The organism is Dichelobacter nodosus (assembly GCF_001263335.1).
GTDB lineage: Bacteria > Pseudomonadota > Gammaproteobacteria > Cardiobacteriales > Cardiobacteriaceae > Dichelobacter > Dichelobacter nodosus.
Genome location: NZ_LGVW01000010.1, coordinates 23,519 through 49,604, shown reverse-complemented (window position 1 = coordinate 49,604; position 26,086 = coordinate 23,519). Strand labels below are relative to the sequence as shown.

Annotated in this window: 34 protein-coding genes; 29 read left to right on the top strand and 5 right to left on the bottom strand. The window is 41.5% G+C overall.

The genetic code is table 11. The annotated features are described in order from the left end of the window. Nucleotides 1–356 precede the first annotated feature (356 nt). The 4 genes from AKG33_RS01105 to AKG33_RS01090 form a co-directional block, all read right to left on the bottom strand. Nucleotides 357–1,190, bottom strand: a complete 834-nt coding sequence (locus AKG33_RS01105) for a DNA adenine methylase (protein ID WP_200902127.1) — start codon at nt 1,188–1,190, stop codon at nt 357–359. Continuing rightward, nucleotides 1,141–1,344, bottom strand: a complete 204-nt coding sequence (locus tag AKG33_RS07600) for a Com family DNA-binding transcriptional regulator (RefSeq protein ID WP_152907704.1) — start codon at nt 1,342–1,344, stop codon at nt 1,141–1,143. Before AKG33_RS07600 ends, AKG33_RS01105 begins: the two co-directional genes overlap by 50 nt. A gap of 143 nt (nt 1,345–1,487) precedes the next feature. Then, nucleotides 1,488–2,486 carry a phage portal protein gene (locus tag AKG33_RS01095; protein WP_200902126.1) on the bottom strand — a complete coding sequence of 333 codons (999 nt, stop codon included), beginning with the start codon at nt 2,484–2,486 and terminating at the stop codon, nt 1,488–1,490. A gap of 134 nt (nt 2,487–2,620) precedes the next feature. Beyond that, nucleotides 2,621–4,378, bottom strand: a complete 1,758-nt coding sequence (locus tag AKG33_RS01090) for a terminase large subunit domain-containing protein (protein ID WP_082203953.1) — start codon at nt 4,376–4,378, stop codon at nt 2,621–2,623. 149 nt (nt 4,379–4,527) lie between these two features. On the opposite strand from AKG33_RS01090, the gene AKG33_RS01085 reads away from it, so the two are divergent. The 26 genes from AKG33_RS01085 to AKG33_RS07595 all read left to right on the top strand — a co-directional run bounded on the left by AKG33_RS01085 (nt 4,528) and on the right by AKG33_RS07595 (nt 21,709). Further along, on the top strand, nt 4,528–5,274 hold the full coding sequence (locus AKG33_RS01085; protein WP_200902125.1) for a GPO family capsid scaffolding protein: 747 nt from the start codon (nt 4,528–4,530) through the stop codon (nt 5,272–5,274). A 14-nt stretch (nt 5,275–5,288) separates the two neighbouring features. Continuing rightward, on the top strand, nt 5,289–6,308 hold the full coding sequence (locus AKG33_RS01080; protein WP_050707826.1) for a phage major capsid protein, P2 family: 1,020 nt from the start codon (nt 5,289–5,291) through the stop codon (nt 6,306–6,308). Between the two features lie 7 nt (nt 6,309–6,315). Beyond that, nucleotides 6,316–6,954, top strand: coding sequence for a phage terminase small subunit (gene gpM / locus AKG33_RS01075; RefSeq protein WP_161802449.1), 639 nt, complete (start codon nt 6,316–6,318; stop codon nt 6,952–6,954). A gap of 99 nt (nt 6,955–7,053) precedes the next feature. Further along, entirely contained in the window at nt 7,054–7,500 is a 447-nt protein-coding gene (locus AKG33_RS01070; protein ID WP_050707824.1) for a head completion/stabilization protein, read from the top strand. After that, entirely contained in the window at nt 7,497–7,700 is a 204-nt protein-coding gene (locus AKG33_RS01065; protein WP_050707823.1) for a tail protein X, read from the top strand. Before AKG33_RS01070 ends, AKG33_RS01065 begins: the two co-directional genes overlap by 4 nt. A 2-nt stretch (nt 7,701–7,702) precedes the next feature. After that, nucleotides 7,703–8,083, top strand: coding sequence for a hypothetical protein (locus AKG33_RS01060; protein ID WP_050707822.1), 381 nt, complete (start codon nt 7,703–7,705; stop codon nt 8,081–8,083). Then, nucleotides 8,076–8,555, top strand: coding sequence for a lysozyme (locus tag AKG33_RS01055; protein WP_050707821.1), 480 nt, complete (start codon nt 8,076–8,078; stop codon nt 8,553–8,555). Before AKG33_RS01060 ends, AKG33_RS01055 begins: the two co-directional genes overlap by 8 nt. Further along, nucleotides 8,543–8,974 carry a hypothetical protein gene (locus tag AKG33_RS01050; protein ID WP_050707820.1) on the top strand — a complete coding sequence of 144 codons (432 nt, stop codon included), beginning with the start codon at nt 8,543–8,545 and terminating at the stop codon, nt 8,972–8,974. The genes AKG33_RS01055 and AKG33_RS01050 overlap by 13 nt, the downstream gene beginning before the upstream one ends. Nucleotides 8,975–9,048: 74 nt before the next feature. Further along, the gene (locus tag AKG33_RS01045) at nt 9,049–9,267 is read left to right on the top strand and encodes a TraR/DksA C4-type zinc finger protein (RefSeq protein WP_050707819.1); all 219 of its coding nucleotides are present in this window, start codon (nt 9,049–9,051) and stop codon (nt 9,265–9,267) included. A 2-nt stretch (nt 9,268–9,269) separates the two neighbouring features. Continuing rightward, complete coding sequence (locus AKG33_RS01040; protein ID WP_050707818.1) at nt 9,270–9,719, top strand: phage tail protein; 450 nt, start codon at nt 9,270–9,272, stop codon at nt 9,717–9,719. Further along, nucleotides 9,706–10,149: a phage virion morphogenesis protein gene (locus AKG33_RS01035; RefSeq protein WP_050707817.1), complete on the top strand. Its 444-nt coding sequence runs from the start codon at nt 9,706–9,708 to the stop codon at nt 10,147–10,149. The genes AKG33_RS01040 and AKG33_RS01035 overlap by 14 nt, the downstream gene beginning before the upstream one ends. Further along, a complete protein-coding gene (locus tag AKG33_RS01030) occupies nt 10,146–10,652 on the top strand; it encodes a phage baseplate assembly protein V (protein WP_050707816.1) in 507 nt (168 codons plus the stop codon). Before AKG33_RS01035 ends, AKG33_RS01030 begins: the two co-directional genes overlap by 4 nt. Nucleotides 10,653–10,681: 29 nt before the next feature. Next, the gene (locus AKG33_RS01025) at nt 10,682–11,008 is read left to right on the top strand and encodes a GPW/gp25 family protein (protein WP_235503146.1); all 327 of its coding nucleotides are present in this window, start codon (nt 10,682–10,684) and stop codon (nt 11,006–11,008) included. A 60-nt stretch (nt 11,009–11,068) separates the two neighbouring features. Next, nucleotides 11,069–11,899 (top strand): baseplate J/gp47 family protein, encoded by an 831-nt coding sequence (locus AKG33_RS01020; protein WP_050707814.1) that lies wholly within the window; start codon nt 11,069–11,071, stop codon nt 11,897–11,899. Beyond that, on the top strand, nt 11,899–12,795 hold the full coding sequence (locus tag AKG33_RS01015) for a phage tail protein (RefSeq protein WP_050707813.1): 897 nt from the start codon (nt 11,899–11,901) through the stop codon (nt 12,793–12,795). The genes AKG33_RS01020 and AKG33_RS01015 overlap by 1 nt, the downstream gene beginning before the upstream one ends. Then, nucleotides 12,795–13,277 (top strand): hypothetical protein, encoded by a 483-nt coding sequence (locus AKG33_RS01010; protein ID WP_050707812.1) that lies wholly within the window; start codon nt 12,795–12,797, stop codon nt 13,275–13,277. The genes AKG33_RS01015 and AKG33_RS01010 overlap by 1 nt, the downstream gene beginning before the upstream one ends. An 8-nt stretch (nt 13,278–13,285) precedes the next feature. Further along, nucleotides 13,286–15,223: a DUF4815 domain-containing protein gene (locus AKG33_RS01005; protein WP_050707811.1), complete on the top strand. Its 1,938-nt coding sequence runs from the start codon at nt 13,286–13,288 to the stop codon at nt 15,221–15,223. Next, on the top strand, nt 15,220–16,407 hold the full coding sequence (locus AKG33_RS01000; RefSeq protein WP_050707810.1) for a hypothetical protein: 1,188 nt from the start codon (nt 15,220–15,222) through the stop codon (nt 16,405–16,407). Before AKG33_RS01005 ends, AKG33_RS01000 begins: the two co-directional genes overlap by 4 nt. An 11-nt stretch (nt 16,408–16,418) precedes the next feature. Next, the gene (locus AKG33_RS00995) at nt 16,419–16,622 is read left to right on the top strand and encodes a hypothetical protein (protein ID WP_050707809.1); all 204 of its coding nucleotides are present in this window, start codon (nt 16,419–16,421) and stop codon (nt 16,620–16,622) included. Between the two features lie 16 nt (nt 16,623–16,638). Further along, nucleotides 16,639–18,465 (top strand): hypothetical protein, encoded by a 1,827-nt coding sequence (locus AKG33_RS00990; protein ID WP_050707808.1) that lies wholly within the window; start codon nt 16,639–16,641, stop codon nt 18,463–18,465. A gap of 18 nt (nt 18,466–18,483) precedes the next feature. After that, nucleotides 18,484–19,107: a hypothetical protein gene (locus tag AKG33_RS00985; RefSeq protein WP_050707807.1), complete on the top strand. Its 624-nt coding sequence runs from the start codon at nt 18,484–18,486 to the stop codon at nt 19,105–19,107. 2 nt (nt 19,108–19,109) lie between these two features. Next, nucleotides 19,110–19,580 (top strand): hypothetical protein, encoded by a 471-nt coding sequence (locus AKG33_RS00980; RefSeq protein WP_050707806.1) that lies wholly within the window; start codon nt 19,110–19,112, stop codon nt 19,578–19,580. After that, the gene (locus tag AKG33_RS00975; protein WP_050707805.1) at nt 19,573–20,745 is read left to right on the top strand and encodes a phage tail sheath protein; all 1,173 of its coding nucleotides are present in this window, start codon (nt 19,573–19,575) and stop codon (nt 20,743–20,745) included. The genes AKG33_RS00980 and AKG33_RS00975 overlap by 8 nt, the downstream gene beginning before the upstream one ends. Nucleotides 20,746–20,757: 12 nt before the next feature. Next, the gene (locus tag AKG33_RS00970) at nt 20,758–21,267 is read left to right on the top strand and encodes a phage major tail tube protein (RefSeq protein WP_050707804.1); all 510 of its coding nucleotides are present in this window, start codon (nt 20,758–20,760) and stop codon (nt 21,265–21,267) included. Nucleotides 21,268–21,281: 14 nt separating this feature from the next. Next, nucleotides 21,282–21,563, top strand: coding sequence for a phage tail assembly protein (locus AKG33_RS00965; protein WP_050707803.1), 282 nt, complete (start codon nt 21,282–21,284; stop codon nt 21,561–21,563). After that, nucleotides 21,548–21,709 carry a GpE family phage tail protein gene (locus tag AKG33_RS07595; protein WP_082203950.1) on the top strand — a complete coding sequence of 54 codons (162 nt, stop codon included), beginning with the start codon at nt 21,548–21,550 and terminating at the stop codon, nt 21,707–21,709. Before AKG33_RS00965 ends, AKG33_RS07595 begins: the two co-directional genes overlap by 16 nt. Here the strand turns inward: AKG33_RS07595 and AKG33_RS07330 are convergent. Next, nucleotides 21,706–21,882, bottom strand: coding sequence for a hypothetical protein (locus tag AKG33_RS07330; RefSeq protein WP_161802448.1), 177 nt, complete (start codon nt 21,880–21,882; stop codon nt 21,706–21,708). The genes AKG33_RS07595 and AKG33_RS07330 overlap by 4 nt on opposite strands. A gap of 36 nt (nt 21,883–21,918) precedes the next feature. Here AKG33_RS07330 and AKG33_RS00960 point away from each other — a divergent pair, with 36 nt between their 5' ends. From AKG33_RS00960 to AKG33_RS00950, 3 genes are read left to right on the top strand one after another with little or no spacing between them, the layout of a single operon-like run. Beyond that, entirely contained in the window at nt 21,919–24,678 is a 2,760-nt protein-coding gene (locus AKG33_RS00960; protein WP_082203949.1) for a phage tail tape measure protein, read from the top strand. Between the two features lie 6 nt (nt 24,679–24,684). Continuing rightward, nucleotides 24,685–25,119: a phage tail protein gene (locus AKG33_RS00955; RefSeq protein WP_235503145.1), complete on the top strand. Its 435-nt coding sequence runs from the start codon at nt 24,685–24,687 to the stop codon at nt 25,117–25,119. Continuing rightward, a complete protein-coding gene (locus AKG33_RS00950) occupies nt 25,116–26,084 on the top strand; it encodes a contractile injection system protein, VgrG/Pvc8 family (protein ID WP_082203948.1) in 969 nt (322 codons plus the stop codon). Before AKG33_RS00955 ends, AKG33_RS00950 begins: the two co-directional genes overlap by 4 nt. The last annotated feature ends 2 nt before the right edge of the window (nt 26,085–26,086 follow it).

Below are 26,086 nucleotides of genomic sequence, written 5' to 3'. Positions count from 1 at the left end.
AAGTGCAATAAATGCAATATGCCTTTGTTTTTTTGTATAAATCTTTATATAAATCATTGTATTAGGCTGTTCGCATAAACTGCAATAATAATGCAATATTACTGCAATATATGATGCAATATATGTAGCAACAAAAGACATAGAGGTATCATGGAAGAGTACAAAAAAAATCTCGAATTTAGCGTCGTTATCTTCAGGTGTGATTTGATTGCACAATGCCTACAGCCGCCCCGATTCTTGGGGTAATTATCAATATGTAATAACACCCTCCATAAGAGCGCGGGCGAGGCGGGGAGTTGAGCGCGCGGCAATGGGTAAAAATACCCCTTGCCTATTTGGTCATAGTTTAAATTAAATTAAAATTTAAAAATAAGATTGTCTTCGTATGAAGATTGATGATTTATTCCAGTTTTTATACTGATTTTTTCGTAGTTATTAAGTTGTTCCCACCTATCTATTTTCTCGCTGATTACCCAATTGATGTACTCAATGAATTCACTACGTGTTGACGAGAAAAAAACAAACGGGGGGCGAACAAAGCGCATCAACCTCAGAAAATCGACCATCCCAAAATACTTCTTTAATCGATATGCTCCTTGTTTTGTGCAAATATAAGGAGGGTCAAGTATTAATAAAGTCTTAGATTGAGCAATAAACTCAGGGAGTAATTGCTCATAAGATTGATGCCTGACTTCTAGCCCGTCTAAGTAATTCTCAGCTTCCGGATAATCAGTAAGCCTTACGGTGTTGTACCAAGATTTCTTCATAAAATCATCCATGCTTCCAACTTGCTGTCCAGAAAAAAGCAACCAGGATGAAAGAACTTGTAATTCTATATAACCTTTGAAATTATCAATAATTTGTTTTACCGACTCTCGAACATCTGGTTGTAGAATTTTCGCTCTTGGTTTATCTGCTAAAAAGTCGGCAAGTTTATGACGTAATTGATTAATCTCTGGAATATGTTGTAAACGCTCTGCATATCCATCAAAATCATTATAAATGACACGGACATTGGGTTTAGTTCGTTTAGCAACATGTGCTAATAGTCCACTACCCCCAAAGACATCAATAAACGTCCATCCATTGCCATTATTACAAATATTATCATTAAGAACTTTTTCAAAATGTTTAATAAAATTACGCTTTTGTCCGATAAACGGAAGCGGAGCTTGCGTGTAGCGTCGCATGTTGAATAGCATCCTTCTTGTTTTGTTGGATGCTCAAGGCATTCGGCTGTTGATAAAGTGACACGGTTTTGCACCATGGGCATTTGATTTCTATTTTTCCAGTAAAGCTTTTAGCCAGCAGCTTCTGGCACTGCTTACAACGTAAATTGTACATAATCATCCATTGTTATATATTGGTTAGTGGTCGTGGTGCCCATTGATGGCAGCTTGACCATTTTCGTGGCGTCACGAAAATGGTCAAGCTGGGCAGTGGTGCCCATTGATGTCAGATTGACTGTTAGCGCATCTATTACTGTCTTATTGTTGGCTATCATCCTCAATTTGATAATGATCAAAGCTGATAACTTCATAGCCTAACCAGTCATTAATTTCGCACAATCTATCTTGCAAAGTTTTGACTTCATTGCGTGCAAAGACTTTAGATGCATCAGTGATACTGCCAAAACCACTGCTGTTCGTTGGCACAATCCCCATAATATTTGGAGGTACACGGCATGCCGCGAGTTGGTCATCGCGGCTTACCGCTTTAATGTTAAAAAACTCATCTTTGGCGGTTACTTCGCTAATTGGAATGAGTTTTAATCCATCTTTTTCGCCGTTTGGGGCGTAATAGAGCAAATTTCTAAAGTTTCCGGGACCTTTGCTATCTGCAAGCGCTTGTTGCAGATTTTCGATATCATCCTCATTTTGCGCGGGATCAGTAATATAGAGAATATAACCGGCATGGCTACCATTGTTATAGTAACGCAAGCGGAATTGGGTGGCTGCCTCATTAAGCTGGGCAGAGACAATCGCTGGCAACCATTCTGGCACTCCATATATTTCTTGATTAACGTCCGGCTGCATTAAGTGATACAGCGAATCTACTGGGAATTGATAAATTTTGTCGCTATCGAACCAACCATCAGCAATCGCGATAAAACAATAGCGATCATTTCTACCGCGGCGGGTGTATTTTGCCGGACTATGTTTTAAAGCGAGCAGCTGATTAGTACGACTTAGTACGCGCTCTAGATACGCATTGCCGAACCACAAATAGTCCATCGCTAATTTAGAAAACTCCTGTCTTTTTAGCAAAGAGTGCGGTTTGTAGCAACTCGTTAAGACATTAGCTTTAAGCTGTAGTGCGCTGTGCAAGTAAAGCAACGAATAAAAATATTTCGCGTGCGCATCCATTGAAAATGGAGGCTCATAATATTGACCGTTATAGCTGCACTGAAAATAGTTAATCAACTCGAGCGGATGAGTAATAGTAACCGGGTTACCGAAGGTGAATGCATGTGATTTTGTTGACATAGCAGACAAATGTATAAAAACTTTATTGTTACAGTTCATTGTTTTAATATAAACAGTATCAGTCCGCTCAATTCGAAAGCGGAATTTTCGTACAAATTTAAATAGAGGTTTTTATCTAAACATTTATAGTGTGACTAAAACACCTTAACTCTTCCGCTTCCTTTCCCTATACCCGCCTCTGCTATTGCGCCAAGCGGGTCATTTGATAAAGCATTCATGACCGCCCACGCCACATCCGCATGACCTGTTTTTGCAGTACGTTTAGCGCGATAAGTAACATCCCGCCCACTGGCTGTGCCAGCTTGATGAATCGTTAAAAATGCGCTGGCAATTTCTGTTTTTTCCGCGTCAAACTCTAATTTTTTATGATGCACCAATTGGTAAGCTTTTAACACCATGTTGTTTTTCTCAGTAACGTTATAAATAATTGCGCGCGCCCGCGGATAAAACTTAACCACCAAATCATGTACTGCCTTTCCGATGCCCGTGGCATCAATGCCAATAAACTTCACATTGTAGCGTTGCGTAAACTGCTGTATTTTTTTTGCCTGAGCTTCAAAATCTAACCCGCTATAGCTATCTGACTCAATAATTCTGAACTTACCACCGGCGGTTTCCGGCGGAGCAATCACGGCAATTGAAGCATTGTCTTGAGTGCGGCTGGGGTCATAGCCGATCCACACCGGCGCATTCCCTAAGGGTCTCTTGTTTTGTGGTTTCCAATCTTCCCAGATCGTTCGCGCGTCAATCATACATTTCTGCAATTCTACTAACTTAAACAAGCTGTTCATGTCATTGACAAACTCGCACATAAACAAATTAGCAAATTGCGACGGATTAGGGAATTTTTCTTTGAGTTTGGGCAATGTGACCCGATCAAACCCACTGTTGATGGCATCATCAATGGTGATCAACTGCCGCCAATAACCGTCATCACATAACTTTCCCTTCGCTAAATTTTTGTGACTAATATCAATATTGATATGCTCTTTTTGGGGACGTTCTTTATTGTAATGCTCACCGCTCCACAGCAAATATGCCTCATGACCAATAGTTGATGGTGTTGAAAAATAGGTAATTCGCCGGTCATCATGCACCGCCATTCCTGATGCGACGTGCTGGATTTTGTCAAATTTTGGGATCCAAAAATATTCATCGATGTATAAATCTCCTGAATACGATTGTGCGGTATTACTGTTTGTGCCCAGAAAATACAACGTGCATCCTGGACCAATTTTGATATTTTCGCCCCGCAAAGTTTTGCCCGTAGCAATCTCTACAAAAGCAATAATATTGCTGCGAAACACGTTGGCTTGGTTGCGGCTAGCAGATAAAAAGATTTGATTTTTACCAGTTTCAATGGCAGTTAATAAAGCTTCTACTGCAAAATAATAAGTCGCGCCAATTTGGCGACTTTTAATGATTTGGCGTAAATTCCAGTGACGATTTTCAAACCAAAATTTTTGATGCGGGTACATCGTCTTATCAAACAACTCTTTGATAAGCTGGATATCTTCTTGCGTAAACACACCGAGGTTTTCTTTCTCTTGGCGTTTTTTCTCACGCCCTTTGCTGCGGTTTTTAACTTTCGGATTTAAGTCTGCCTCGTTTGCTGTTTTTTCGTATTTAAGCATTCGGCAGATGCGTTCTAGCTGCTTAGCGAGTAACTCTATCTCGTTAAAATCCTTATCTGATTTGTCTTCTTTAGCAATGAGCTGGTTATATCGATATTCAACGTTGGTTGCACATTTCACCGCGACGCTAGCTTTGTCCCAACCATCACGCGCGCACCAACTGCGCACTGTGGTATCTGGGGCGTCTAATTGTCGAGCAATTTCCGCGCAGGAGTAACCGCGCCAATACATCAAAGCTGCTTCATATCGTTTACTCATGTCGCTATTGTCAAGTTGCTACTTATAAACGCCACAAGTGCTAGTCCGCCAACGATCTTTGCGGACTAGTATCGCTTGCTGATAACAAAGCTACTCTCAATAATCGTGTCGATTTATCACCGAGGACAGTTATGCGAAAATTTTTCAGAGTGGCGACTGAAGGATTCACTTCTGATGGAAGAAAAATCCAAGCAAGCCTTTTAGAGCAAATGGCGAAAAATTACGACCCCGAAAAATACGCGGCGCGCGTATGGCTAGAGCATTTCAGATCAATTATGCCGAATGGCCCATTTAAAGCATACGGTGATGTACTTGCGCTAAAAACAGATAAAAACAGCGATGGAAAAACCATCTTACTTGCGCAAATCGAACCGACAGATGAACTAAAAAAAATCAATCAGCAAAAACAGAAACTATTTTCATCTGTTGAAATTGATCCGAATTTTGCAGAAAGTGGTGAAGCATATTTAGTTGGTCTTGCAGTAACGGACAGTCCATCGAGTCTTGGCACAGAGCGATTGATGTTTTCCGCCGCTCTGCAAGTACAAACACATTTATTTAGCGCGTATAGCGAGAGCGATATTGATGTAAAAGATGAAGATAAACAAGCGGATGAAGACGTTGGATTATTTGCAAAAGTAAAACAGCTATTATCTAAACATCAAGATAAGCAAAATGACGATACAGCGACGATCATTGCCAGTTATCATCAAGATATTGAGAAAAGTTTTTCAGAAGTTTGTACAGCACACCAAACGCTTATCAAAGAACATCAGCAACTAAAAGAAGAGTTTAACGCATTCAAAGTACAGTTAGCTGCTGAACCGCAACACACTCAATCTTTTAGCCGCCCCGTTGCCGATGGCAGCAGCACTGATTATCAAACTGATTGCTAGCATTAGGAGTAAAAATGCAAAACCAAACCCGAAAAAAATATAATCAGTTTTTAGCACGGATTGCTGAGGTCAATAGTGTAAGCGATGCGACTCAAAAATTTAACGTTACGCCCAGTATTGAGCAAAAGTTACTAGAAAAAGTTCAAGACAGCGACCCTTTCTTAAGAGCGATTAACAATATCACAGTAACCGCGCAAGAAGGCGAAAAAGTTTATATTGGTGTAAAAAATACTATCGCTAGTCGTATCGATACTTCGGACGGTGAAACAGAACGCAAGCCTCAAGCGGTTTCCGCTTTAAGCAGCCAAAAATATCGTTGTGAGCAAACCAACTTCGATACTTATGTGCGTTATGCCACTTTAGATGCTTGGTCTGATAAACCTGATTTTCAGCGTCTGTTGCGATTAGTAACAAGCAAACAAATTGCCCGTGATCGATTAATCATTGGATTTAACGGCACACACGCAGCGACGACTACTAACAGAAGTAGCAACCCGATGTTGCAAGACGTAAATAAAGGTTGGCTGCAACACATCAAAGATCAAAAACCCAGCGTAGTAATGGATGGTCTTAAAATTGGTAATCAGACGGGTAAAGACTATGCGAATGCAGATGCCGCGGTATTTGATTTAGTCAATACTTTGGTTGAACCGTGGCATCGCGATAATGAGTTAGTAGTTATTTGTGGGCGAAAAATGCTAACAGCAAAATATTTTCATCTGATTAGCAATAACGATACTCCGTTAGAGCGTAAGGCTTTAGAAGACTTAATGTTATCAAAATCTATCGGTGCACTAAGAACGCTTGCTGTACCATTTTTCCCAGCTGATGCCTTATTGATTACTAAACTTAGCAATTTAAGCATTTACACTCAGCGTGGCAGCACTCGTCTTGCTTACTTTGATAACCCAAAACTCGATCGTATTGAAGAATTTAGGAGCGTTAACGAGTCATACGTTGTTGAAGACTACGATGCTTGCGCATTGCTCACGGGCATCAAAGTCCCGAATGCTGACGGTAGCGATTGGGAGTAATGGGGTAATGATGACTCCAGCAGAAAAGCACAAACAAGCAGCACTTGTTGCTGCAATGCAAAAGGAAGAGGTCGCTCAAGGCAGCGCTTATGAATTGATGCTTGATCAACTTGCTCAACAAAAACGCGAATTAAAAAACATAAAATCGCGCGAAGGTAAAATTGCACTGAAACAAAAAATCTTGCCGCAGTGGTCTGGTTATTTAGATAGTCAGCTCACTGCAAAACATCCTGTGCAAGATGAGATTATCGGGCAGTTGCTTATCTGGTCGATTGATGTTGGTGACTACGAGCAAGCATTAAACATTGGCAGCGTTATGTTAACAGCGAAGCTAAGCCTGCCCGCACATTTTGAACGTGATTTGGAAGATGCATTGACAGAAGAGATGAGTGAAGCGTGGCTACGTAGCAATGAACTAAAACCAAGCCTTGAGCATCTGCTGACCTTAAAACAATTAGTCGATGAATATGATTTGTTTGATGAAGTGCGCGCAAAACTTTATCGAGCACTCGGCGAAGCTGAATATGAAGCAGGTCACGAAGAAGCCGCAATGATCAATTTGCGCACTGCGATTAGTTTAAATGACAAAGTCGGCGCAAAAGTTTTACTGAATAAACTAGAAAAAGCGCATCCAGAAACCGATTAAAGTCTCAACCCCCGCGCGGGGCGCGACGACGCAAAAGTTTATGTGAAAATTTCATTTTGTTCCGTCGCAACCGCGCACCTTATTTTAAAAAGGTGATTTATGGCTTCTGCTTACATCCCACACAACAACCCGCCAGCAGTGCCCGTGAGCGACACTATCAGCAACAGAGATTACTTCTATCCTGATTTTTCGCTTGCTGATTATCGACGCGAAATGCGTAATGATGACACCGTCTCAGATGAACGCCTCGCCGAGCATTTTGCCGTTGCAATCGTCATGATAAACGCCTTGATAGCAGACTGGAAAGCGCAGCAATTTGGCATTTCCCATCTTCCAGCAGGAACAGCAACAACCCTCTATAAAACTGCGGTCTATCGGAGAGTGAAAACCTATTTACTCGAACAATATCGCGATATTGACACCACAAGTGATGGTCATGCCAAAGCCGATGCCTACGAACGCCGCATTGCATACGAACAACAGCGTGAGCGCGAAGCCATTCGTTTACTCACAGGACGTAAACGCACCACGGCGGTGCTCGTATGAATGTGACCACAAGACAAAACGACACCTTAGATGAAGTGTGTTATCGCGTGTTTGGGCGCACAGACATGATTGTTGCCGTCATTGAATCTAACCCTCATGCTTTAAATCCAGCTCAGTTACAAGCTGGGGTTATCATTGAATTGCCTGATTTACTACAAGCAGCACCAGCTGTTAAATCAACTCTTAAACTTTGGGATTAACCATGTCAGAACCGATCATAACTACGGGAAGCGTTGCTATTAGTACCATCGTTTATAAGTTATTGCTTTATCTTGTGGGACCATTGCTTGCAAGTATCATCGTCATGTTGATGACGCCACCGAAAAATCCGAGGGAATGGACAGCAATATTCATTAGTACTATCGTTTGTTCTGTTGGGTTAGGTGCTTATTTCGTAACGAATTTACTCAATATCAGTATCCCTTTTAATGAATTAGACGCAATGGTTATCGGAGGTGTTTATTTTGCCTGCGGATTGCCGGGATGGTTTTTAGTACGTTCTGCTTTTAGGTTCATGGAAGTAAGAAAAAATCAAGATATTGTTGAAATTATTACAGAAATTAAAAGGAAATCAGATGAATAAACTAACTTTATCAAAGCAAGGTTTTGAGTTTTTAATGTCGCGTGAAGGAAGCAGTGAAAAGATGTACCTCGACGTTGCAGGATTACCTACGATCGGCGCTGGTCATTTACTGACTCGTTCTGAATTAACGAGCGGGAAAATACGCATTAATGACAAGTTAGTAAAATGGCGAGAAGGTCTCACTAAAGAGCAAATTGCTCAATTACTACTACAAGATATTAGAGTGCATGAAAAAAATATCAACGAACGTGTCGTCGTAACATTATCGCAAAACAAATTTGATGCACTTGTCTCATTTTCTTATAACGTCGGTATTAATGCTTTTACTTACTCAACATTGCTTAAGAAACTCAATGCCGGTCAATATCACGCCGTTCCTGAAGAATTATCGCGGTGGAAATATGCGGGGGGCAAAGAAGTTATTGGTTTGATTAATCGCCGTGCTGGAGAAGCAAAACAATGGCTCAATTAACATTCAAATTTCGCGCACTCATCGCCGTACTTTTATTTTTCATCTGGAGCTGCTCGTTGACCGCTGCGTACCGTTACGGTATGCAAAAAAAAGAAATCTTAGAATTACGCAATTTACAACGGACTGTAATGAAACAAACCGAACAATATCGGCAAATGATTCATGATTATGACAAGTTAGCAACTGAATTTGTACACAATCAAAATAAAAGAGAAAACATTTTAATGACACTAGAAGGGAATATCCGTGCATACTTATCAAACACTCACAGCAACTGCACTATTGATGATCGGGGCTTGCAGCTCATCAACAGTATCATTGCCGATCCGACCGCCGATCGAACAAACAGCCTTGGCACCATGCCCCCCCTTGCCGACATTGACCGCTGGACAATTAGAAAATTTACTCACATGGATTAAACAGCTTTCTGCTCATTATTATAGTTGTCGCGATAAACAACTATATTTATCAAACTGGATAAAGGAATACCGCTATGGATTTGAATGATTATGCAGCTGAACTTGAAGAATATTATCGTCAGGAAAGTATTACAAAGATACTGAATTATTCAAAAGTACAAAATCAAAGTAAAACGGGTAGAAAAAGCTGTATTGATTGTGGTGAAGAAATTGCTGTCGCACGGCGCAAAGTTTATCCGCATGCGCAACGTTGTGTTACATGTCAAATCGTTGCTGAAAAGAAGAATAAATAAGTATGCAAAATTTACGCAATTTGAGAAATTATTTGCTTAAAACTTTAGACATTGAACCCGAAAACATCAGCGTTTTCTGTGAGAACGGCACTATTATTAACTATTCTGATCGCGAAAATGATCCGAACTGTAATGATAATTTTATCGTTAAATATGACGGAATCGTTTTAATTCTGGATTTTACGCATCCTCCTGAACTTTTATTCCATGTTCTTAACCAGTGGAGCAATAAAAATTATCCAGGGCACAAACCAGAATTGATCAAATTTAAATCAGTGATCTTGGATCACAATTCGGTTGACTTAGAAATCACAATTCACTCATTACAAGACACATATCGTCCCAATAAGACCGATGATGGAACCTATATCGTCAGTTGTACAAATCAACCGACAATGCCAATTATTTCGTCAACTGTGACAAACATTGAGAATCATCATGTTAGAGCATAATCTCAATAATTTAGATCAATGGTTGAACTTAATGATGCGACGTTTAACGAATCAAGAGCGTTTAAAACTCAATCGTAAGATCGGGCAAGAATTGCGCAAAATAAATACTAAACGGATTCAATCTCAAAAAAATCCGGACGGTATCAATTTTTCTGAAAGAAAAAACACTGGTACCAACCGTGTGAAAATGTTTAAAAAACTCCGGCAGACAAGCAGATTTAAGATTCGCAACCGATTCAATGAAGTCAGCATTGGCTGGAGTAGCAAAGATGGTTATATTGCGCGCATCCATCATTATGGATTAAGACAACGGCTTCAATACGGATTAGCACAATACCCGAAACGTGAGTTGATCGGGTTAACCGACGAAGATAAGGCGATTGTGAGAGATTTACTTATTGATCATTTTACTTCTGAGGACCTTTTATGACTTTTAATGATGATTGCCGTCGTTTACATAATTCAATCGTTATCGCAACGGTTGAAAAAATCGACTGGGAAAAAAGAAAATTCAGAGCGCGCCGCGGTGAAATTCTAACGAATTGGCTAGAAATGCCCGCAATGATTACTGCTAATTTTAAATATTGGTACCCATTGCGTAAAAACGCGCAAATTGTGATGGTTTCACCGAGTGGTGATTTGAATACTGCTTGCGTAATTGGAATGCTTTGTGATGATAATATACCAGCGCCAGAAATCCCGATTGAAGACCGAGAAACCACAGAATTAATAGAATTTGTTGATGGCACAAAAATAAAATACGATCGGAAAACTGAAACACTAGAACTAGAAACACCCTGTAGTTTTAAAATTAAAGCTAAAAACATCGAGTTAGAATCAACAACGTTAATACATAACGGTATCAATATCGGAAGTGATCACAAACATCTTGGCGTCATGTCCGGAACATCTGTAACGGGGCATCCGAAATGACTGTAAAACCACAACTAGCTAAACAGGGTATGAGTCGCAGCACAGGCACATTATTGACACCACAATTAGAACATATTCATCAATCTTTACACGATATTTTTACAACTCCGATCGGAACACGTATTCAACGTCGCGATTATGGCAGCTATTTATTTGCGCTCATTGATAGCCCGATGAATGAAGCGGGACGTTTACGGCTTGCAGCAGCAATTGTTGATGCAGCATATCGTTGGGAACCACGCGTTTTCATCACTTATGCACAGGTTAAACTCAGTTTTGAGGGTCGTATTACTGTCGACTACTGTGCTAGAACTTTGAGCGGTGAAGAAATCAGAAATCAAGTCTATATCCGCTGAGTACGTTTGCGGACAAGTGATTGATGCACGAGATAAACATCAAATACATAATCTCGTGTTATGAACACCCCGACTATTATTGAACCGCTTAATTATGAGCAAATTTTTGAACGCCGCAAAGCCGCGTTTATTGCTTTGTGGCCTGCGCACGATCAGCAAGCGTGGGCAGATACGCTGGCGCTTGAGTCAGAGCCAGTTACTAAATTGCTCGAAGAATCCGCTTATTTAGAATTATTGCTTCGGGCACGTATCAATGATGCCGCGCTTGCTAATTTATTAATTTATGCATGCGACACTGACCTCGACAGATTAGCGGATTTTTACGGTCTCATCAGAATGCATGACGAAACTGATGAACAGTTTCGCGCTCGATTAATTTTACGAATTCGTGCATCAAGTACCGCAGGTCCAGCGGTTTACTATCGCTACCACGCCCTCGCATCGAGCACTCATGTTCGAGATGTCTATGTTTCTAGTCCGAAACCTGGGCTGGTTAGAATCGCAGTGATTGCGCAACAAGGCATTGCTTCCAAAAACTTATTAAATAAAGTTTCGGCTTATATTAATCGCTCTGATATTCGTGTTTTAACGGATACGGTGACAGTTACAGCAGCAACGGTACAAGGTGTGGATATTCATGCTGAGATTACTTTATTACCCGATGCGCCTGAAGATACATTGAGGACTCTCGAAGCTCAACTACGCGGCGCGGTTGGGTCTCAATTAGGACTTGGACGAGATTTAACGCGCAGCTGGATTATTAGTATTTTACATGGCGCAGGCGTACAAAAAGTCAATCTTATCTCCCCTACTTCAGACATCGTTATTAGCCAAGATGAAGCAGCAGAGATTAACGCTGTTCATTTAATCTTAATAGGGCGAGATTACTAATGGATTTGCTCCCCCCTAATAGCACTGATCTAGAGCGCAAACTATCGCAAGTTTTATCGTGTGCTGTTGATTTAGATGCAGATGTTATTCGTGGCGCAAAATTAGAAAACCCGCCGGAGAGCTGGTTAGATGCGCTGATTTTTGAATACGGATTAAATGAACTATCACCGTATATCTCAAATAAAAGAGAATTAATTCGAGAAGGAATTGCGTGGCAACGCATCCGTGGTACGCCAGCAAGTGTTCATATAGCGTTGAGTTGGGCAGGACTTTTCGCGGAAATTATAGAGTCTCCGCCATCGATTGAACATAACGCCGATATTGATGCTAGTCGCTATCGCCCACACGCTCATTTTGCTGAATATGATCTGCGCTTGGATCGCGCTTTAGCGCGTGATGAAATCTGCACGATGATACGTTTGGCAACACTCGCACAACCTGTTCGCAGCCGCCTATGGCGTTTAGTAAATGGATTTGACCGCAGTGTTTTTAAACTCGATAACAGCTTGTTGTCTGATGCGTATTTAGATGATGATAGCGGTTGGCGCCCTTCGCGCGCGCAATTACCTTGCTTGCCCGACAATCTAAATGGTTTTGATATTCCAAAATTCTCTTTTGCCTCTCAACATAGCAGCTACGCTCAACGCGAGGAGAGTAATACGCGCGTTCTTGTTGCCATGTTAGTAACTTATGGTTATGTCATCACTTCGTGGCAAGCATATATGCCTTATTTAGACGACTTACCCGAACCAATGGAGGTTTGGCAAGTATCGACGGGGGCAAGCACACCGTCTTCCCTTGCGATCTATTACGGACAGATTTGGGCAGACCAACCTTGGCAAAACAGCAGCTGGAAACACACAGGTACGATTATCACACAAGCGGAGCAATCTTAATGGCTATATTAACTACCAGCGGACGCAGCGCCCTTGCGACCGCCGTCAAAAACAGTACACTTTATTTAGCTTGGGGCAGCGGCGAGCCGAGTTGGGATGCTGACACGCCGCGCGAACAACGAACAGCTACGGAATTAACCCATGAAATCGGACGGCGCAAGATTACCCTTGCGGAATTTTGCACCCCTGATGAGGGCGGTAATATCATCATGTTGGGCGCAAGGTTTTCGCCATCTAGTGAGCCTACACCGAACCTACACGTCAGAACAGAGTTTGATTTTAACGATGGCTTAGGTGAAACCATCAGAGAATTAGGGGTATTTATCAGCACTGAAATCCAAGCCGGATTACCCCTCGGTCAAACCTATTTCAAGCCCACCGAAATTACCAATGGTGGCACATTGCTTGCGCTTGATTACATCACGGCGATCCAGCGCGGCGTCGGCGCGCGGATTGCTTTTGATTTTGTGATAACTTTCTAGGAGAGACGATGAATATTAATCTCGCCAATTATTACAACCGTGATGACGATAAAAACTCAGATGAAACGTTATTATTTCGTGCAGGCTTAGGCTTGCAATCTGCGGAACTAAATGAATTACAGTCGATACGCGAGCGACAAATCAAACGCATTGCTGATCAATTTATGGTCGATGGCAGCATCTTATCCGGTGGTGCAGTGGTTATAGATCAAAACAGCGGAGAAACCACCTGTGCCACTTCTGAAATTTATCTGCGCGGGCGTGTGCGTGATGTGCCAGAAAAACAACTGATTATCCCCGTTATCGGCGAAGTCCAAATCGGGGTTTGGTTAACCGAAGCGGTAATTACAGAATTACAAGATCCAAGATTACGAGATCCTGCCGAAGGCACGCGTAACTATGATGAACCGGGCGCAGCGAGGTTGCGCATTAGTGCTGAATGGGGAACGAGCGACGATGATCACACCGGCAATTTCTATCGCGTGTTTGACGTTGAAAATGCCGTGCTGAAGATCAAGTCTGCGCCACCTGATATGACTGGGTTTAACAATGCACTGGCGCGTTATGACCGTGATAACAACGGAGGGCATTATGTAATTCATGGTTTAGATGTGGTTTATGTTGCCCATGATGACCGTGATGAAACTTATTCGATTTTGGAAGGTAAAGCGCACGTTTACGGCTTTGAAATTGAATTGCCAACGGCGCTGCGAATGAAATTCCCATTTGACCCTGATTTACAAACGATTCTTTCAGAGCCCCATCAATTCACCGATCAAGGCAACGGCAAGATGCGCGTCAACGTCGACCGCGCACCGATTCATGACATTCGAAAAATAGATATTACTAAGCAAAAAACTGAAACGATTTTGCACGGTAGTTATTCGGGCGTTTCAGATGCGTTACCAGATAACGCTGTAATTGAGATTGTCGAGGTCAAACAAGGAAAAACCACTTACAAAAAAACGACCGACTACCTTTTTAGTGGTGGCTTAATCGACTGGAGTCCGTCAGGCGATGAGCCATCGCCTGGCTCTTCATATGAAGTAACCTATAAATACATTACCCAAGTTGTAGCACAAGCGGCAGATGAGAGAGGTTTTACGATTGAAGGAGCGGTTGAAGGCTCATTAATTTTGATTGATTATCAATGGCGCCTGCCACGTGTCGATACCCTTTCGATTGACCGTGATGGCAAGATTACGCGCATCAAAGGGATGCCGCGGCGATTTAATCCGCACGCTTTACCGGCACCAAGTGGGCAGTTAGAGCTGGCACAACTGCATCATACTTGGTTTAACGATTACCCGACGCAAGTACGTGATACCGCAATTAGTGCCGTAAGCATGGCAACGTTACAGGATATGCGCCACGATATTTTCACCCTTTATGATTTGGTAGCAATCGAGCGGCTGAAGGGAGAAGCCATTGCTGCTGCGCCATCGGCTACACGCGGTGTCTTTGTTGATCCATTTCAGAATGACAATATGCGCGACCTTGGGCAAAGCCAAACCGCGGCAATCGTTGACGGCGAGCTGATGCTGCCTATCCATGCTGATGTACAAGCGTTAGATACTGCTGATAAGCCAATGACGTTGCCTTATAACCATGTTGTGCTCGTTGAGCAAACGGCGCGCACGGGCATCATGAAAATCAATCCTTACGCTGCATTCGATCCCATTCCTGCGACGGTTACACTCATGCCACCAGTGGATTTTTGGACACAAACCGAAACCGTAAACCACGCTTTAATCACTAAAAAAATTGGCAGCGGTCTGCGCGAACGCGTTAGCGAAAAGGAAGAACGGCGAACTACCGGTATTAAAGCTGCCGAATTTTTACGCCCTATAACGATCAAGTTTCGTATTGAAGGTTTTAGACCTGATGAACCATTACGTCATGTAAATTTTGATGGTATTGAAATCAATGTAGAGGAACAGTCATGATATCAGCAGATCATAGCGGCATTGTCCGCGGACAATTTACCATACCTAGCAATATTCCAGCTGGCACCAAATATGTTGAGTTTATTGGCGACCGTGGTACTCGAGGCGTGACTCAATTTACAGGGCGAGGTGAAATCACAATTGAAGAGCGTCGTCGTGTGCGCGTCGTCGAGCGTTACGATCCACTCGCACAAACGTTTACCTTACTCACCGAGGGCAGACATATCTCAGCGGTTGGTTTGTGGTTTGAGGATATCGGCACAAAACCCGTTACTGTGCAAATTAGAGAAACCAGCACGGGGATGCCTACGGGGGTAGTTTTAGCAGAAACACGCATCAATGCTGATGTTTTAAAAAATAACGGCGAAGAAACTATTATTGAATTTCCAATCGCGATTTACCTCGAAGCGTTACAAGAGTTTGCGATTGTCATTTTGACCGATGATAACGTGCACAGTTTAGCGATTGCGGAAGTTGGACAATATGATACACGCGCCAAACGTTACGTTACAGAACAAGGTTATACTGTTGGCGTCTTACTTTCTTCAAGTAATGCTAGTACGTGGACACCGCATAATAACGCTGATTTAGCATTCCGACTTTATGCTGCTGAGTTTAGCGTAACTGAATCTCAAATCACGCTTGCTGATGTTACCGCGAACAATGCTTCTGATATCTATGTGATGGCGCAAGTTGAGCGAACCGGCATAGAAACGGACGTGATTTTCCAGCTCAGTGACGATGGCGACAATAACTATCGCGTACAAGAAAATCAATCGGTACAGCTTGATGAGCGTACTGATGGAAAATTCCATACCAAAGCCGTTTTAACGGGCTCTCGTAAGCGCTCTCCCATTCTTTACCCAGGTCATTTTGCTGCACTTGGAGATCTACAAAAAAGCGCAACTTATATCAGTCGCGCTATCCCAGCTGGCAGCGGTGAAGCGATTGTGACTTTAGAAGTCAATACACCGCAAGGCTCAAGCGTAAAAGTTGAGATTGAAATTAACGGCGAATATCAGATATGCAGCCCCGAAAATGGCGAACCGATCGGCGACGGCTGGGTGCGCAATGAATACAAACAAAGTGTTACTGGAGGCGATACGGTGCGTTGTCAGATTACGCTTTCTGGCGGCATTAATGCCCGTCCTCGTTGCCGTCAGTTGCGCATGATTACAACTTAAAGGTGTCAATGATGATTGATGAGAAAACAAAGAATTATGATTTTCCATTACCCGATGCTGAAAATTTATTAAGTGAAGATGTGAAAAGAATTAAAACTACGTTCAATCGTATTGACGAAGCACTTAGCTTACAAAAAAAATCAAGTGAAGAAGTCAATAAAAATCTCGCCGAAAAATTGGCAAAAATTCGCATCCTTGCACTTGCTGCTTTATAAGTCATAAGGAGAAGTGATGGCTAACCCCATTCAACTAGCAGCAACAGCGGCATTACTCGCTGTTGAAATAGAAAAATTAACGAATGATGAGCTCATTGAATTATGTTTGCTTTATCGTGCAAATCCGGAAGCAGATAAAGAATTTCCGCTTCGATTAGAACAAGAACTTGCGCGGCGCTTTGATCGCGATACTTTATTTCAAAATCCAACAGACTACGCAGTATTACAACATCTTGCTAACGGTTACAAATATAAACCTAGCATCATGGCGCGATTCATCAACACGATCAAAGATAGCGCTGATATGGCGATTTGGCATGAAACTTATGCTTCATCTTTTGCTCAATTATTAGATGATGATAATGCGCTTGATTTATTTTTTGCAGACACAAAAGCAGTAGAAATTTTGCTTAAAACCCAAAATGGCGTCTTACTGTTTGCAAAAAATGTGCATGGTAGTCGCCGTTTGTTGCAAAACACTTATGCTTTATCTGTCCTTCATCAAAGTAATGGTTGGGAATATTTTTCCTCTGAAGATAATGGTATGTCAGTATTAGCGGAATCCACAACGTTATTGACAGAAATCATTGAACAGGGGAATTTACCGTTATTATTATCACATCGTGCTTCCTACCAGAAATTATTAACTACGCCGGCTGCGATCAATGTGCTTATTCATCATGATAAAGCGGTGCGTTATTTATTGACGCGGGCGGATTTTGTTGCAGATTTATATCAAAACGATGCGATTAGGAATGCTTTTTTTGCGCATCGCGCCGCGGTTGACTTATGGGCTGGACAAACGGCAGCGATGGGCGATTTAATTACCCGTAATTTAATTAAGGAAAGCCGCCGCGAAGTGGGTAATGGTACGTCAGTATGGTTATGGGATAACGGTGTTAATATTCAGGATTACAGCGGTATGCATCTAACTTTATCTTATGATTTATACGCTACGGCTGCACCGCAGAATACTGGGACGATTACTGTAAGGCTACCATTAACTCTATCTGATAATACATTACAGCCTCAAAATTATGTATTGACTCTCCCCGCGATGGTTGATACCCCTGCACAAATGCGCGTTATTCATACTTGGCTTCTTCCTGCCGATATTAAATCATCTGACTCGATCGAAATTCATCATCAAGCTGATGGCGTTTATCGTGTTCGGAATTTACAAGTTGAATTGGGGCGAAAAGCGGGTTTTTGGAGATTAGCAACGAGCGAATTACCGGCGCCGCAAACACCGATAGAAGCTGCTATTAAAGACAAAAGCTTATGGCTTTGGCTGTTGTCACAAGATGTTGTTCGACAAGGATTAAGTGATAGTTCGGTTGCGATGGCAGCGGTTGCTGCTTCAGATGTTGCGATGGCAGCGGTTGCTGCTTCAGATGTTGCGATGGCAGCGGTTGCTGCTTCAGATGTTGCGATGGCAGCGGTTGCTGCTTCAGATGTTGCGATGGCAGCGGTTGCTGCTTCAGATGTTGCTCGGCAATCAATTATTGCTCATAACGATATTTTTCAACAACAACGCAATACGCTTTATGACACTGTGCAAAAATCTTGGGTAATAAAAAGTAAGCAAGCTCAAGATGGTGTCGCTAATGCTAATGCGGCGATCGCGGCGCCGTTTGGCTTAGTTTTCGCATGCCTAGGGTATTACGGTTCATCAAATGGCAAAACAAAAATGCTTCATTTTGATGGTTCGCTCGCAGCAGTAAATAGAACAACATCGAATCCGCAGAAAATGAATAGTGTTGATGCCGTAAGCTTTAACAGTGCGACTTTTACGGAAGAAGGGGATGGTTATGTTTATTGCGAACTCTGGGCAGCAAAATAGTGCAAGAAGAGGTTTTAAATGGCTTATCACATTATGAATGATCGCGGTGAAATTATCGGTTGGACTGCCGAAAAAATCATACCCGCTTCAGGACAACGCATCATTGAATCGACAAAAGAGGCAACAAATGTAGAAAACAATCTAGATTTACAGGCTTTGAAAATTCAAAAAATTGCTGAAATTAAAGACGAGGTGCGTATTAAGCTCGCAGAAATTGAGTGGCGTGTTGAACGTGCTCGGGAACGTGATGTAATCGGTGTCGGAGGTGAAACACTTATCGAAGTTTATGCCGAAAGAGAAGCGATTCGGCGGGCTGGGAATCGTGCAGAATTAGCTGTCTTATCGCTAAATGAAGCAGATAAGATTAATCTCTATCGCTTGGAAATATTAGATATTGACCGTATCACACCAAGCAAAATAACACGACTCGCATTTGTGCGCAGGTTTACCGCTGAAGAGCGTTTGAAAATCGCGGCAGAAAGAAGCAATTCCCAAGAAATTAATGATTGGTGGACGTTACTTGATTTGGCACGCAATGTTGATCTACACGATCCAGAAATTATTATTGGGATTAAATATTTAGAAGCAATTCATATTTTAGAATCGGGACGTGCTGATGCAATTTTAGCTTGTGAGGTATAAGCATGAGTAATGTTTATGTTGCATTTTATAAGGGGAAAGTCAAAAAGGATGCTGATCTTAAAACACGTGTTGCTCATATTGCTGATTTTTTGATTCGAGTAGTGACGCACAGCTGTTATTCACATTGTGAAATCGCAATCGGAGATGAAGCTGTTGCGGGCGTTTTTTACTGTTATTCAGCATCGATGCGCGATGGAGGTGTGCGCTGTAAACGTATGTATCTTTCAAATACGCGCTGGGATCTAGTGCCGGTTGCTGAAAGTGCAGAAAAAATCCGTACACGATTTGGGCGGATACAAGGTTGTCGCTATGACTGGTGCGGTGTGTTTAGATTTATTTTGCGCAGCTTGCAACAAAATCCGAAAAAATGGTTTTGTTCAGAGCTTTGTGCAGCCCTACTAGGGCTTGATAATCCTCATCAATACAGCCCCAAAACACTTTTTGAGTACTTAATGGAGCAGCGTCATGCCTGATTTTTTACACGGTGTTCGTGTTATTGAAAAAACGGATGGTATCCGCCCGATTCGCACGATACAAACGGCGGTGATCGGGATTATTGCAACTGCTAAAGATGCAGATGTAGAGTTATTCCCACTTAACCAACCTGTATTACTCACTGATTTACCTAATGCGATTGGTAAAGCTGGAAAAACCGGCACATTGGCAAAAGCTTTGTATGCTATACAACGACAGGCTAATGCGATGACGATTGTAGTACGTGTCGAAGAAAATGAAGATCCACTTGTTGAAGAAGCTCATGTGATTGGTGCTTATGAAAATGGTATCTATACTGGTGCAAAAGCGTTGCTTACAGCACAAAATAGACTGCGTATTACGCCGCGAATCATTGGGGCACCGGGTTTAGATACACAAGCTGTAACTACTGAGCTGGTTAGTATTGCTAAAAGATTACGTGCTTTTGTTTATGCCCATGCGAACGGAGATACAAAAGAAGATGCAGTACTTTATGAGGAACATTTTGCTGACCGCGAGCTGATGCTTGTATACGGGGACTTTATCGGTTTTGATGAAATTACAAAGAAAACAACGCATATTGATAGCATTGCAACGGCGCTTGGCTTACGCGCAAAACTCGATAATGATATTGGTTGGCATAAAACACTATCTAATGTGGCGGTTAACGGGGTATTAGGAACGAAACTTGACGTTAGTTTTAATCTGTCTGATCCAGCTAATGATGCTAACTATCTTAATAGCAAAAATGTAACGGCACTTATACACAGCGATGGTTATCGTTTCTGGGGTAATCGTACTACATCTGATGATGTAGCATTTGCTTTTGAGTCTTACACGCGCACGGCGCAGATTTTAGCGGATACAATTGAGGAAGCTCATCAATGGGCAATTGATAAGCCGTTAACACCGGGGCTAGCTGGTGACATCATTGCTGGAGTAAATGTAAAACTACGAGAATTGACTGCAGCAGGTTATTTATTAGGCGGTAGTGCGTGGTTTGATACATCAATTAACACAAAAGAAACTCTACGAACTGGAAAAATGGTAATTTCTTATGATTACACGCCGGTGCCACCATTAGAACAACTTGAATTTATTCAAAAGATTACAGATACATATTTGATTGATTTTGCTAGACGTGTAGAAGCAGCAACCATTTAGCCGGAGTTAACAATGTTACCAAAAGTTATTAAAGATGCCATTTTATCCGTTGATGGGATTGGGTATGCAGGACGTGTGAAGACGATTCAGTGGCCCAAGTTTTCGCGCAAAATGGAAGAATACCGCGCTGGTGGCATGCATGGTCCCGTCGAAATTGATTTAGGCGGCGAAAAGCTAGAAATGGAATTTGAGCTTGATGAACAATCAGCTGATTTACTTAAAAAATGGGCTATCTGCGCTGTGACTGCGATTCGTTTTCGAATTAATGCATCAGCAGAATCAGATGGCGCAGGCTGTGGTAGTGATGCAATTGAAGTGATTGGGCTTGGACGTTTCCGTGAAATTGACCCTGGTCAATTTAAACCCGGTGACTTGCAATCAAGTAAATACAACGTTGCACTGGCAACTCTGACATACACTATTAATGGTGAAACAATGTTTGATATTGATCACGCTAATAATATTTTCGTAGTCAATGGCATTGATTTGCTTGAAAAACGTCGTAAAAACTTGAAGATGTAATAAAAAGTGAGGAAATGATGCTTGTTATTCAATTAAAAACAGCAATTAAGCGCGGTGATAAAAATGAAATTACCAGAGTTGAATTAAGGGAACCTTCGGCTGGTGAATTACGCGGTTTAAAACTACTCGATGTGGTCGCGATGGACGTTAACGCATTGGTAGAATTACTACCACGGATAACTACTCCATCTTTATCACCAATAGAATTACGCGCGATGAATTTGGTTGATTTTACTGAACTTGCAAAAGGGATAGGAGAGTTTTTTTCAGAAAAGGAAGAATTCCCAGCAGCGTAGAAAATGCGTGGGCAGATATCAACTTAGTTTTTGGTGGCGGTTGGCAACCATCCGAGCTTGATAAGATGTCATTTGATGAGGTGATGCGATGGTGGCAAGTGGCTTATGAACGCAATGAACAACAAAAATCGCTAATGAAAAATTAATACTTTTTTTTGCGAATTGTGCTCAGTGCGTGTAAACAAAACGCCATACTCTCAAAAACACGGCATAATCCAGCAATGAACAGCATCATAATGCTTAGGATAAGCAGCAGCGATAACCCACCAAAAATTAAAATGATGAGTAACGCTAAAACGGTCATTATTGCATCTGCCATTGCTCTCTCGGTTTTTATCATTGCAGAGGTTTTATCATGGCAGATTTAAATCTAAATATCCAGCTTAGGGCTTTTGATAAAGCAAGTAAGCAATTTGAGCATATTCGAAATAGTGCCAACAAACTTATGAAGCAATTTGACGGCAGTAGAAAGGCGCTTGGAAAACTCAATGAGCAGATCCGTGATATCAACAAGTTAGAAAAACTAAAAAAACACATTGAAAGTTCTCAAAGTGCGATTACTAAAATGCGCAGCGAGATGGTCTCATTACGGCAGCAATTAAAAAATGCAGATTCTCTTTCTGAAACTAAACTAAAGAAGTTACGAGCTGAATATGGCAGAACGCGTGAGCAGATGCGTCTTCTTTTCAAACAACAGTATGCTGATAAAAAAGCATTAACTGAAAACATCAGCCGACTCGATAAAGCTGGAATAAAGATTAATGCGTTAGCAGATGAAGAAAAACGCTTACGTAGAGAAGCGAATTTGGTCAATGATACTTTGAATCAACAAGTCAAACAATTAGAAAAAATAAACGCGAGACAATTGCAAAGAGAAAAACGCATGCAAATTGCATCATCAACGGCGATAACCGGTTATGCCGCTGTGAGTTTCGGGCAAAAAGGGTTAAGTATGCTTAGTCACCCTATAGATGTTTATAAGCGTCAAGAACAAGCGGCAGCAGATTTAAAAGTAACAATGATGCGCCGAGATGGTACAAGCGGAGAATTCGATACGATACGCGAGCAAGCGCAACAATTAGGCGCGGTTTTACCCGGTACTACAGAAGATTTTATTGCACTGGCACGAGCATTAAAAGAGCAAGGTATTAGCGATAAATTACTCACTTCTGGTGGTTTAAAAACCGCAGCGCAATTGTCAGTATTAATGAACATGGGAATGGAGGAAGGCGGCACTTTTACTGCGAAGATGATCGAAGCTCACAGATTAAATCCTAATGAATTGGGTGATTCGGCAAATAAATTGCAACAAGCTTACCATGCATTCGGCTTAAAACAAGAAGATATGGCTGAGTCAATGAAGTACTATGCGCCAACTGTCAACGGATTAGGTTTAACAGGTGGAGCAAATTTTGAAAAACTATTAGCTATTCAAGGAATGGCTGCTAGGCAAGGATTAGAAGGCTCCATGTTTGGTACTAACTTTTCAACGATGCTTAATAAGATGGCATCTGGTCCCAGAGAATTAAAAGCAGCAAGCAGCGGTTTAAAAGCGGCGGCACAAGATGCATTAGAAAAAGCTGGCGTGTCATTTGATTTTTTCAGAAATGGAAAAATCAAAGATATAGAAGACATTGTTAAGGAGTTAGAAAAATTCGATGTTATCAGACAAAAGTTGGGTGATGATGAAGCGATCATTGCTATGCAACAAATGTTTGGGACTGAGGGAGGACGGGTCGCTAAAATCATCGCCCAACAAGGATTTGATGGTTATAAACAAGCCATCGCTGATATGTCAGAACAAGCTGATCTACAAACAAGAATTACGGCAAAAACCGCGACATTATCATCTTCTTTTGAGCAGCTTGCTGGAACCTCAGAACTTTTATTAGGTACTATTGGTAGCGCAGTTTCTGATGATTTGCGCAATTTGGCAAACTGGGGCTCGCATTTTATTGAAGAAACAATTCAACCTTGGATACAACGTCACCCGAAACTAGTAAAAGGTATCATTCTTACCACTGCAGCATTTGCTGGATTAAGTGTGATTGCTGGCGCATTTTTATTGATTTTTTCTGGCGCAATGACTGTTTTTTCATCGGCAGCAGGAACTTTTGTTAGCTTGCTCCCAAAAATTAGTAGAGTCCGCGGTTTATTACATTCATGTGTTCCGTTGCTCAGCAAAATCGGTGGTTTATTGCGCAGTTTATTAGGAGCTGCGGTGGCTAATCCAATAATGTCAGTGATTGCTGTGCTGATAGCTGGAGCGTATTTACTTTACAAAAATTGGAATAGTGTTGTTTCTACTTCCAAGCAAATTTGGAGTAATTTTTCATCGTTTTGGCATGAGCAATGGCAATTACTGCAAATGAGCCCAATGCAAGCTTTATTCAATATCGGTCAAGCCATACTTAATTGGTCTCCTATCGGGATGGTGTACATGGCATTTGCCAAAGTTTTTGAATTTTTTGGCGTTGAAATGCCGACTAGATTAACTGAGTTTATACAATCACTTGGCAGCAGGCTTTGTGATTCAATTAAAAATTGGGATATCAGAAGTGCGATGGTTGACGTGATTAATTCAGCGATCAATGCTGCATCGCAGTTGCTATCCGGATTAGTCGAAATGGCAAAAAATATTGGTAACAATATCGCCACCGGTTTAAAAAATGGTATCAGTAACGCAGCAAGTTCTGTTAGCAGCGCAGCAAAAAGTATGGCAACAAATGCAGTAAATGGCATCAAAGAAAAACTACAAATTAGATCACCTTCTCGCGTTATGATAGAACTCGGACGATTTATTCCTCAAGGTTTAGCTGCTGGAATTCGAAGTGATGGGAAAAAACCTATTTCTGTAATGCAAAATGTCGCCTACTCTTTAAGCAAAGCTGCAACAGTTGGCGGTTTAGCAACTTTAAGTGCTTTACCAACTGTTGCTGCCCCAATAAACAATAATGCATCTTTAGCAACACCAACAAATTACATGATCACTATCAACATCAATGGTAACGCAACTAAAGATGATGCAAAAACCATTGCTTTAGTTGTGCGCCGTGAACTCGATGCCAGAGAACGACAATTACAGTCACGAAATTTGCGGCGGTTAACAGATTAGGAGAACATGATGTTAATGGCATATGGTTTGTTTGTTTTTTCGGTGCAGACTGCGCCATTTGACCAAATACAGCGTGAGAGTGCGTGGCGCTGGGTTGGGAATAATCGCACTAATGATGATATTGCATACCAATTCACAGGTAAGGGTGAAGAGACGATTTCATTATCCGGTACACTGATGCCAGAATTTTCTGGCGGGTTAACAAACATTGATATATTGAGAGAAATGGCTGATCGTGGTGAACCATACTTATTAATGAGTGGAAATGGAAAAATTTATGGATATTATTTTATTGACCGTTTGAGCGAAGATCAAACATATTTTCTAGAAGATGGTACTGCGCAAAAAATTGATTTTTCTCTAATTCTAAAACGTTACACCGGCAATAGCCAATTTGGGTTACTTGCTCCATTATTACCATTATTGACGAGATTATTTTGAAACCATTTTATACATTATCTGTTGATGGAAATCCGATTGATTTTCAAGGTCGTTTGATTTCAATGCAAGTAATTGACAAAAATGGCATGGAAGCTGATCAATTAACCATCGATGTTGATGATACCGACGGGCATATTCAATTACCGCGCAAAGGTGCTTTGATTGCATTATCTTTTGGTTTTAATGAACATGCTTTATATATTGGTTCTTTTGTTGTCGATGAATTACGCCATAGCGGACCACCAGATACGTTGAGCATATCTGCAAGCTCATCAGATTTTAGAAAATCGTTATTGGAAGAACGCGAAATAAGCTACCATAACACAACCATTGCTGTGATTTTAGGTGCAATTGCAGAACGAAATAGGTTGCAATTAGCAACAGATGATCTTGGAAGCATCACTGTAGAACATCTTGATCAAACAAATGAATCTGATGCAAATCTCATTACTAGACTAGCAGAAGAACATGATGCTATTGGCACAATAAAAGATGAAAGATTACTGTTCGTGACGAGAGCAACTGGGAAAACAGCGAGTTGTAATCAATTGCCACCAGCAACGATTATTCGTAATGATAATGATAGGCACGACTACCACGACGCAGATAGAGATCAATGTGTAACTGGGGTCTGTGCATACTGGCAAGATAAGAAAACAGGCAAGCGAAAAAAAGTAACTTCTGGAAAAAGTGGATATTGCAGACATCTAAAACAGACATACAACAGCGAGGAAGAAGCTAATGAAGCAGCCGCTGGTAAATTTAAACGCATAAAAACACAAGCTAAAACACTAACTTTACAATTACCGATCGGTAGACCAGATATACAAGCTGAAATGCCCATAATTGTTCATGGATTTAAAGCCGAAATTGATGCTGTACATTGGTTTGCAAAAGAAATTACACATACTCTAAATGAGATGGGTTTAACAACACAAGTTGATTGTGAAGAGTTACAAAGTTAATC

Bases quoted from the DNA above. Each gene is read 5' to 3' on its own strand.
- AKG33_RS01105 (WP_200902127.1), bottom strand. From the start codon at position 1,190: ATGCGACGCTACACGCAAGCTCCGCTTCCGTTTATCGGACAAAAGCGT.
- AKG33_RS07600 (WP_152907704.1), bottom strand. From the start codon at position 1,344: ATGTACAATTTACGTTGTAAGCAGTGCCAGAAGCTGCTGGCTAAAAGC.
- AKG33_RS01095 (WP_200902126.1), bottom strand. From the start codon at position 2,486: ATGTCAACAAAATCACATGCATTCACCTTCGGTAACCCGGTTACTATT.
- AKG33_RS01090 (WP_082203953.1), bottom strand. From the start codon at position 4,378: ATGAGTAAACGATATGAAGCAGCTTTGATGTATTGGCGCGGTTACTCC.
- AKG33_RS01080 (WP_050707826.1), top strand. From the start codon at position 5,289: ATGCAAAACCAAACCCGAAAAAAATATAATCAGTTTTTAGCACGGATT.
- gpM (WP_161802449.1), top strand. From the start codon at position 6,316: ATGATGACTCCAGCAGAAAAGCACAAACAAGCAGCACTTGTTGCTGCA.
- AKG33_RS01070 (WP_050707824.1), top strand. From the start codon at position 7,054: ATGGCTTCTGCTTACATCCCACACAACAACCCGCCAGCAGTGCCCGTG.
- AKG33_RS01065 (WP_050707823.1), top strand. From the start codon at position 7,497: ATGAATGTGACCACAAGACAAAACGACACCTTAGATGAAGTGTGTTAT.
- AKG33_RS01060 (WP_050707822.1), top strand. From the start codon at position 7,703: ATGTCAGAACCGATCATAACTACGGGAAGCGTTGCTATTAGTACCATC.
- AKG33_RS01055 (WP_050707821.1), top strand. From the start codon at position 8,076: ATGAATAAACTAACTTTATCAAAGCAAGGTTTTGAGTTTTTAATGTCG.
- AKG33_RS01050 (WP_050707820.1), top strand. From the start codon at position 8,543: ATGGCTCAATTAACATTCAAATTTCGCGCACTCATCGCCGTACTTTTA.
- AKG33_RS01045 (WP_050707819.1), top strand. From the start codon at position 9,049: ATGGATTTGAATGATTATGCAGCTGAACTTGAAGAATATTATCGTCAG.
- AKG33_RS01040 (WP_050707818.1), top strand. From the start codon at position 9,270: ATGCAAAATTTACGCAATTTGAGAAATTATTTGCTTAAAACTTTAGAC.
- AKG33_RS01035 (WP_050707817.1), top strand. From the start codon at position 9,706: ATGTTAGAGCATAATCTCAATAATTTAGATCAATGGTTGAACTTAATG.
- AKG33_RS01030 (WP_050707816.1), top strand. From the start codon at position 10,146: ATGACTTTTAATGATGATTGCCGTCGTTTACATAATTCAATCGTTATC.
- AKG33_RS01025 (WP_235503146.1), top strand. From the start codon at position 10,682: ATGAGTCGCAGCACAGGCACATTATTGACACCACAATTAGAACATATT.
- AKG33_RS01020 (WP_050707814.1), top strand. From the start codon at position 11,069: ATGAACACCCCGACTATTATTGAACCGCTTAATTATGAGCAAATTTTT.
- AKG33_RS01015 (WP_050707813.1), top strand. From the start codon at position 11,899: ATGGATTTGCTCCCCCCTAATAGCACTGATCTAGAGCGCAAACTATCG.
- AKG33_RS01010 (WP_050707812.1), top strand. From the start codon at position 12,795: ATGGCTATATTAACTACCAGCGGACGCAGCGCCCTTGCGACCGCCGTC.
- AKG33_RS01005 (WP_050707811.1), top strand. From the start codon at position 13,286: ATGAATATTAATCTCGCCAATTATTACAACCGTGATGACGATAAAAAC.
- AKG33_RS01000 (WP_050707810.1), top strand. From the start codon at position 15,220: ATGATATCAGCAGATCATAGCGGCATTGTCCGCGGACAATTTACCATA.
- AKG33_RS00995 (WP_050707809.1), top strand. From the start codon at position 16,419: ATGATTGATGAGAAAACAAAGAATTATGATTTTCCATTACCCGATGCT.
- AKG33_RS00990 (WP_050707808.1), top strand. From the start codon at position 16,639: ATGGCTAACCCCATTCAACTAGCAGCAACAGCGGCATTACTCGCTGTT.
- AKG33_RS00985 (WP_050707807.1), top strand. From the start codon at position 18,484: ATGGCTTATCACATTATGAATGATCGCGGTGAAATTATCGGTTGGACT.
- AKG33_RS00980 (WP_050707806.1), top strand. From the start codon at position 19,110: ATGAGTAATGTTTATGTTGCATTTTATAAGGGGAAAGTCAAAAAGGAT.
- AKG33_RS00975 (WP_050707805.1), top strand. From the start codon at position 19,573: ATGCCTGATTTTTTACACGGTGTTCGTGTTATTGAAAAAACGGATGGT.
- AKG33_RS00970 (WP_050707804.1), top strand. From the start codon at position 20,758: ATGTTACCAAAAGTTATTAAAGATGCCATTTTATCCGTTGATGGGATT.
- AKG33_RS00965 (WP_050707803.1), top strand. From the start codon at position 21,282: ATGATGCTTGTTATTCAATTAAAAACAGCAATTAAGCGCGGTGATAAA.
- AKG33_RS07330 (WP_161802448.1), bottom strand. From the start codon at position 21,882: ATGGCAGATGCAATAATGACCGTTTTAGCGTTACTCATCATTTTAATT.
- AKG33_RS00960 (WP_082203949.1), top strand. From the start codon at position 21,919: ATGGCAGATTTAAATCTAAATATCCAGCTTAGGGCTTTTGATAAAGCA.
- AKG33_RS00955 (WP_235503145.1), top strand. From the start codon at position 24,685: ATGATGTTAATGGCATATGGTTTGTTTGTTTTTTCGGTGCAGACTGCG.